The organism is Bradyrhizobium nivariense (assembly GCF_029846695.2).
In the GTDB taxonomy this organism is placed as follows: domain Bacteria; phylum Pseudomonadota; class Alphaproteobacteria; order Rhizobiales; family Xanthobacteraceae; genus Bradyrhizobium.
In genome coordinates, this window is sequence record NZ_JARWCR020000141.1 from 1 (window position 1) to 5,765 (window position 5,765).

A 5,765-nucleotide genomic window follows, 5' to 3' on the forward strand; every position below is an offset into this window, starting at 1 on the left:
GCGCGGCGTGGTCCTGATGGACGCCGGCTATGGCACCGACACCGCTCTGCGTGGGAGTATTACCGAACTGGGCCTGAGCTATGTGGCCGGCATCTTGCCACAAACCTCGGTATGGGCGCCCGGAACCGGACCGCGGCCGCCGAAGAAGTGGTCGGGGAACGGACGACCTCCAAAACTGCTACGGCGTGATAGCAAACACCGACCGATTTCGGTCAAGAAGCTTGCGATCGGTCTGCCAGCGCATGCTTGGTACAAGATCACGTGGCGTGAGGGTACGACAGAACGCTTGTCTTCGCGCTTTGCTCGTGTGCGCGTCCGTCCGGCACATCGAGATTACTGGCTCGCCGAAAGCCGGCCGGAGGAATGGCTGCTGATCGAATGGCCAGAGGGTGAGGCAGCACCGACCAAATATTGGTTTTCTACGCTTCCGGCCAACATTGGGTTTCGTCAGCTGGTCGATATCACCAAGCTGCGCTGGCGCATTGAGCGCGACTACCACGAACTCAAACAGGAGGTCGGGCTTGGCCACTTCGAGGGGCGGGGTTGGCGCGGCTTCCACCATCACGCAACGCTGTGCATCGCCGCTTATGGATTCCTGGTCTCGGAGCGAGAAACGATTTCCCCCTCAGCAACAGCCGCCACCAAAATCTCCAAGGAAGCTACTATTCCCGAAAATTATCGACCGAGGGGATCCGCCATTGCGGCCTGAACGGCACGTTCCAAATTCGATCGCGACCGTCCGAAGAAGATTAAGCGCTGCTCTCGTCGCCACACTATCTCGATGCCCTTGTTGCACCAGGCCAATCTCCAGTCAAAGTGGCTATCGGAATTTATGACGCAGTAAGACTAGGCCTTTACTTGGTCACGTGCACGCCAAGCTTCATTTTGGGATGAATGCCGCACAGCACGGTGTAGTCACCAGGCACGGAAAAAACCACGTCGACTTGGCTGCCCGGCTGCTGGTCCCCGGTATCGAAATCAAAGCTGCCTGCGCTCAAATAGGCGTGGTGCAGGAGCTCGCCATCGTCGTTAACGAACCGTAACGTCTCGCCGCGATTGATGATGATCTCTCTAGGCCTGAATTCTCGATCCTTTTGCGAGATCGTGTAAGGGGCCGCGCCCAAGGCGGCTCCCGCGAACAGTCCCCCCACAATTGCGGCCGTGATCCGAAAACCGAGCTCGCCTGCGCGCAAAGGGAAAAGCCTCGCCATTATTTCAACCCCGCTGAAACTTCAACTTTACCAAGAATCGGTCCGGGCTCGATCTTACGAGCCGCGTGAGTACTCACATACTTATCACCGGTTGATCTTAACGATTTCCGCATCCCTTGCAGTCATTACTAGGGAAATTTTAGGCGGGGCAGCTGGCTGCCTCCGCGCGGTATGTTTGCGATTAGGCGTTTACAGCGAAAGACACGGTGATGGATCCTTTCGTCGGCAGCGTTGCGCCGAAAGCGGTTCTCGAGACCTTTCGGTCGACAATCGCTCGGTTGTCGGGGCTTGTCGCGCGCGGTTCGATTAGAACCGGGATCTTGATCTTCTGTGTTGCAATGAGCGCCATTGCGGCAGCCTTGGGAGGGTATGCCAGCCTCGGCATCCGGCACGCCGGCGACCTGGTTGCGAAAACCTTCGACGAGTCACTGATGTCGATCAACTATGCGCGGGCGGCTGGCGCCGATTTCGCCGCGATGCGCGTGGCATCTGCACAACATCTTCTCACACAAGACCCGACGGTCCATGCGCGGCTCGATGCCGAAATTGACGAGCTGGCCAAGTCGCTTTCGGAAGACGTCACCATAGCGGCCGAGCGGTCGCAGTCCGCGCGCGCCGCGAAAGCAGCCGCCAAGGTCCAGGAGGCGGCAAATGCCTGGCTCGCGCTTCATCGACGTCACGAAGATGGGATCGTTGAAGCGAGCGGTCGTGAGATCAACGGTGTTGATCCATATTCCAACACTGTAAATCAACAGATAGAATTGCTGGTAAACTATACGGCCGGGGATGGATTTCTATTTCGCCAGCGAGCGCTTGCTGCGATCAACCGGGATCTACAACTCAACGTGGCGGGGCTGACCGTCGCCCTTCTTCTGTCCGGTCTTTTCTCCTGGTTGTTGGCGCGGCGGATCATTGGTCCAGTCGCAATCGCGTCCAAAGCGGCCAAGAGCATCGCCGATGGCGATTTGAACACAAGCATTCCGGAGGGCAGCGGTGACGAGCTCGGTACGCTCCTGACGGCTATGGGCATAATGCGGGACAACATCAGGGCGATGGTCGACCGAGAGGTGGCACAGCGGCGTTCAGCGCAGGCGCGGCTTTCCGATGCGCTCGAGCACTCGCGTGAGGGCGTCGTCCTCCTCGACCAAAACGGTCAGATTGCGTTGGCTAATTCCAGAGCGGGCGAGTTCATTCGCTGCTCGCCGCAGCTTGTCCATCCGTTACGGACGGCCCGTGCGCCCAGCGCCCAGCACTCAAGGGAACTCATCCTGCAAGAGGACGCTAACGAGGTCGAAGGGGTGGAGAGCGAGGCCCAACTCCCGGACGGAAGATGGCTGCGGGTCAGCCGCAGCCCGACCCAGGAGGGCGGCGTCATTCTCGTCTACAGCGACATTACCGGTTTGAAACAGCAGAAAGCCGAGCTGCATGCGACCAATCTGAGACTGGATGCGGCGCTCACGCATATGTCGCAAGGACTCTGCCTCTATGACGGAGAAGGACGGCTGCAGGTCGTCAACCGGCGCTTCTGCGAGATCTTTGATATTTCGCCGGAGCTTGCGCTTCCAGGGATGACGTTCGAAGATGTCCTGCGCCTGAGTGTTGCCGCCGGAAATCATGGCAGCCAGACCGTCGCCGATCTTTTGGCCCAATGTGACGAGTTTTTGGCGCGCCGCAAGGGCGGTAACTACCTCCAGCAGCTCAGCGACGGACGCGTCGTCTCGATCGCTCAGCGCTCTACATCCGACGGCGGCTGGCTCATCAGTTGTGAAGATGTCACCGAACAACAACGGGCTCAATCTCAAATCGCTTTCATGGCGCGGCACGACGCTCTGACCAGATTGCCAAACCGGTCTCTCTTCGCCGAACGGATTGAACAGGCTGTCGCAGAGGCGGGCCGAGGTGCAGGCTTTGCCGTGTTCTGCATTGATCTGGATAATTTCAAGCAGATCAATGACACGCTGGGACATCCGGTGGGCGATGGGCTGCTTTGCGCTGTCGCGGAGCGGTTAAGTGCGTGCGCCCGAGAGGGTGACACGGTTGCGCGCCTTGGGGGCGACGAGTTTGCGCTCATCCAATCTGAAGTCCGAAACGCTGAAGACGCCGCGCATCTGGCCCGGCGTGTCGTGGAGCGTGTCGGAGCGCCTTATGAGCTGAACGGACATCGGGTCATCGTCGGCTGCAGCGTCGGAATTTCCTTGGCGCCGGGTGACGGCACGACGCGCGAAAAACTGCTGAAAAACGCGGACATGGCGTTGTACCGGTCCAAAATGGACGGCAGGGGAACATGGCGGTTTTTCGAGCCGGCGATGGACGCCAGCCTGCAAAGCCGAAGAGCGCTCGAAATCGACCTGCGCGGAGCCATGGACAAGCACGAATTCGATTTGTTCTACCAGCCCATTTATGACTTGCGGATGGACCGGATCAGCGGCTTTGAGGCATTATTGCGCTGGCGACATCCGGAAAGAGGGCTGGTGCCGCCCGACCAGTTCATCCCTGTCGCCGAAGAAATTGGTCTCATCAATCCGCTCGGGGAGTGGGTGCTCAATCGCGCCTGTGAGCAGGCGGCGAGTTGGCCGGACGAGCTCAAGATTGCGGTCAATGTCTCGGCCACCCAGTTTCGTGACCCACGGCTCGCGGCCGTCATCGCGAAAGCGCTCGATGTTTCAGCGCTGGCGCCACACCGGCTTGAACTCGAAATCACTGAATCGGTTCTCCTTGGCAACAGCACTGAAACCATCGCGACGCTGCATGAGCTGAAGGCGCGTGGGCTGCGCATCGCTTTGGATGATTTTGGTACCGGCTACTCTTCGCTCAGCTATCTGCGCAGTTTCCCCTTTGACAAACTGAAGATTGATCAATCGTTCGTCCGCGACGCAACGGCGACAAAGGGATCAAAATTGATTGTCAGAGCCATCACCAGCCTCGGGAAGAGCCTCGGTATGACGACGACGGCGGAGGGAGTGGAGACGATTGAGCAGTTGAACCAGATGAAGGCCGAAGGATGCAACGAGGCACAAGGATACTTGTTCAGCCGTCCGGTCCCGGCAACCGAACTCGCATCAACGATCCTGAGTTTGAGAAACGGCCTCCAGAGCCTCAAGAGATCTGACTGGAGCAATCTGATAGCCGGTTAAGGACATGTGTCGCATGCCAGTGAAATCGATCATGGCCTCGGCAACTTCGCGGCGCTGCATCACTGATGATCAGCACCAGCTTGGGGCAGGTATTGGTCTTGGGTAGGAAAGTCGGGCGGCACAGGTGCGCTGTCGCGCCATCCTGTGCACGCTCACGCCGAGCACCGAGCAATGGCTCAATCCACAGCTTTCCTCTGGGTCATGGTGGAGTGCCCAGCAGCGGTTTATGGGTGCGGCATCGGCCATAGCCGTCGTCCGGACGACTGCCATTCCAGCCCGTTTGATGGTACGGCCTGACGGGATGATGGGCTCGCCAGGAATGGCGGACGTTAAGAGCCACAGTTAGCTTCATCAGGAGTAATGAACATGGCAAGTCCTCCAACTAAAAAGGATATCGAGCGCCGCGCGTATCAGCTGTGGCAGCAGGCCGGAATGCCCGCCGGGCGCGATCAAGAATTCTATTCGGAAGCGGAGCGACAGCTGAGGGAAGAGCTGGGTCGCCGCGAACTCAGGACGCCGGATACGCTGTAGATTCGCGAGAAGGCAAAGGCCGCCGGGGTTGACGTGGCCCCTTCTTCTGGCCCCATAGGGTCCCTCCTTTCGGCTTGGGCGGAAGCGACCCTGGACGCCGAAAGAGAGGCTTACGATGTGCCGTGTGCGGGATGCGATCAGGATGAGCCGTCGACATTCGGGTGCTCTATCCCGTTCGGGAGATGACCGCGACGTTGCGATCGACGCGCGCAACAGCGTGCCCGGCGCCCGCCTGGCGATGAAGCCGCTGCCCGACGAAACTCTGGAGGGTGGCTGCAGTACGCTGCACCAATTGCGATGAGACCCGGTACGCCAGCCGACCGCCCGCAAGTGGACGGAGGGCCCGCTGCCGCCTCCGGGTCTTTCGCTGATGCGTCAAACCACTATTGTCGGACGAGCATTTTTCGGTGGATGGAACGCTGATCGAAGCCTGGGCTTCGCAGAAGAGTTTTCGTCCCAAGGACGGCAGCGGCGACGATGATGATGGCGCCAACTTCCACGGCCATAAGCGCAAGAACGACACCCATTGCGAGTACCAGTGATCCGGACAGCAGGCTTTATCGCAAGGCGGCCGGACGGGAGGCCAAGCTTTGCTATATGGGCCACGCCACCATGGAGAACCGGCATGGGCTGGCGGTGGCCGGCAGGGTCACGCATGCCAATGGCACCGCCGAACGCCGGGCTTCGGAGACCATGCTGAAGGCGAGACGCAAAGCCGCAGGCCGCCGCATCACGGCCGGTGAGGACAAGGCGTACGATACGGCCGATCACGTCGCCAACCTTCGCGCCATCGGCGTGACGCCGCATGTGACACAGAACCAGGCCGTCACCAAAACCGGCAAGACCCGCAACAGCGCGATCGACGAACGAACCACGCGGCATCAGGGTT

General features: G+C 59.7%; 4 protein-coding genes and 1 pseudogene. 4 read left to right on the plus strand and 1 reads right to left on the minus strand.

Going from position 1 to position 5,765, the window contains the following annotated elements; genetic code table 11:
- Positions 1 to 709: IS701 family transposase (locus QCM77_RS45185; RefSeq protein WP_280097047.1), on the plus strand; the 709-nt coding region annotated here is incomplete at its 5' end.
- A 145-nt stretch (positions 710 to 854) separates the two neighbouring features.
- On the opposite strand, the gene QCM77_RS45190 is transcribed toward QCM77_RS45185, so the two are convergent.
- The gene (locus QCM77_RS45190) at positions 855 to 1,211 is read right to left on the minus strand and encodes a methylamine utilization protein (protein WP_280097048.1); all 357 of its coding nucleotides are present in this window, start codon (positions 1,209 to 1,211) and stop codon (positions 855 to 857) included.
- Positions 1,212 to 1,420: 209 nt separating this feature from the next.
- On the opposite strand from QCM77_RS45190, the gene QCM77_RS45195 reads away from it, so the two are divergent.
- The 3 genes and pseudogenes from QCM77_RS45195 to QCM77_RS45205 all read left to right on the plus strand — a co-directional run.
- Entirely contained in the window at positions 1,421 to 4,345 is a 2,925-nt protein-coding gene (locus QCM77_RS45195; protein WP_280097049.1) for an EAL domain-containing protein, read from the plus strand.
- Positions 4,346 to 4,705: 360 nt separating this feature from the next.
- Complete coding sequence (locus QCM77_RS45200; protein WP_511337232.1) at positions 4,706 to 4,876, plus strand: DUF2934 domain-containing protein; 171 nt, start codon at positions 4,706 to 4,708, stop codon at positions 4,874 to 4,876.
- Positions 4,877 to 5,250: 374 nt separating this feature from the next.
- A pseudogene (locus QCM77_RS45205) lies at positions 5,251 to 5,765 on the plus strand (transposase); the annotation flags it as partial.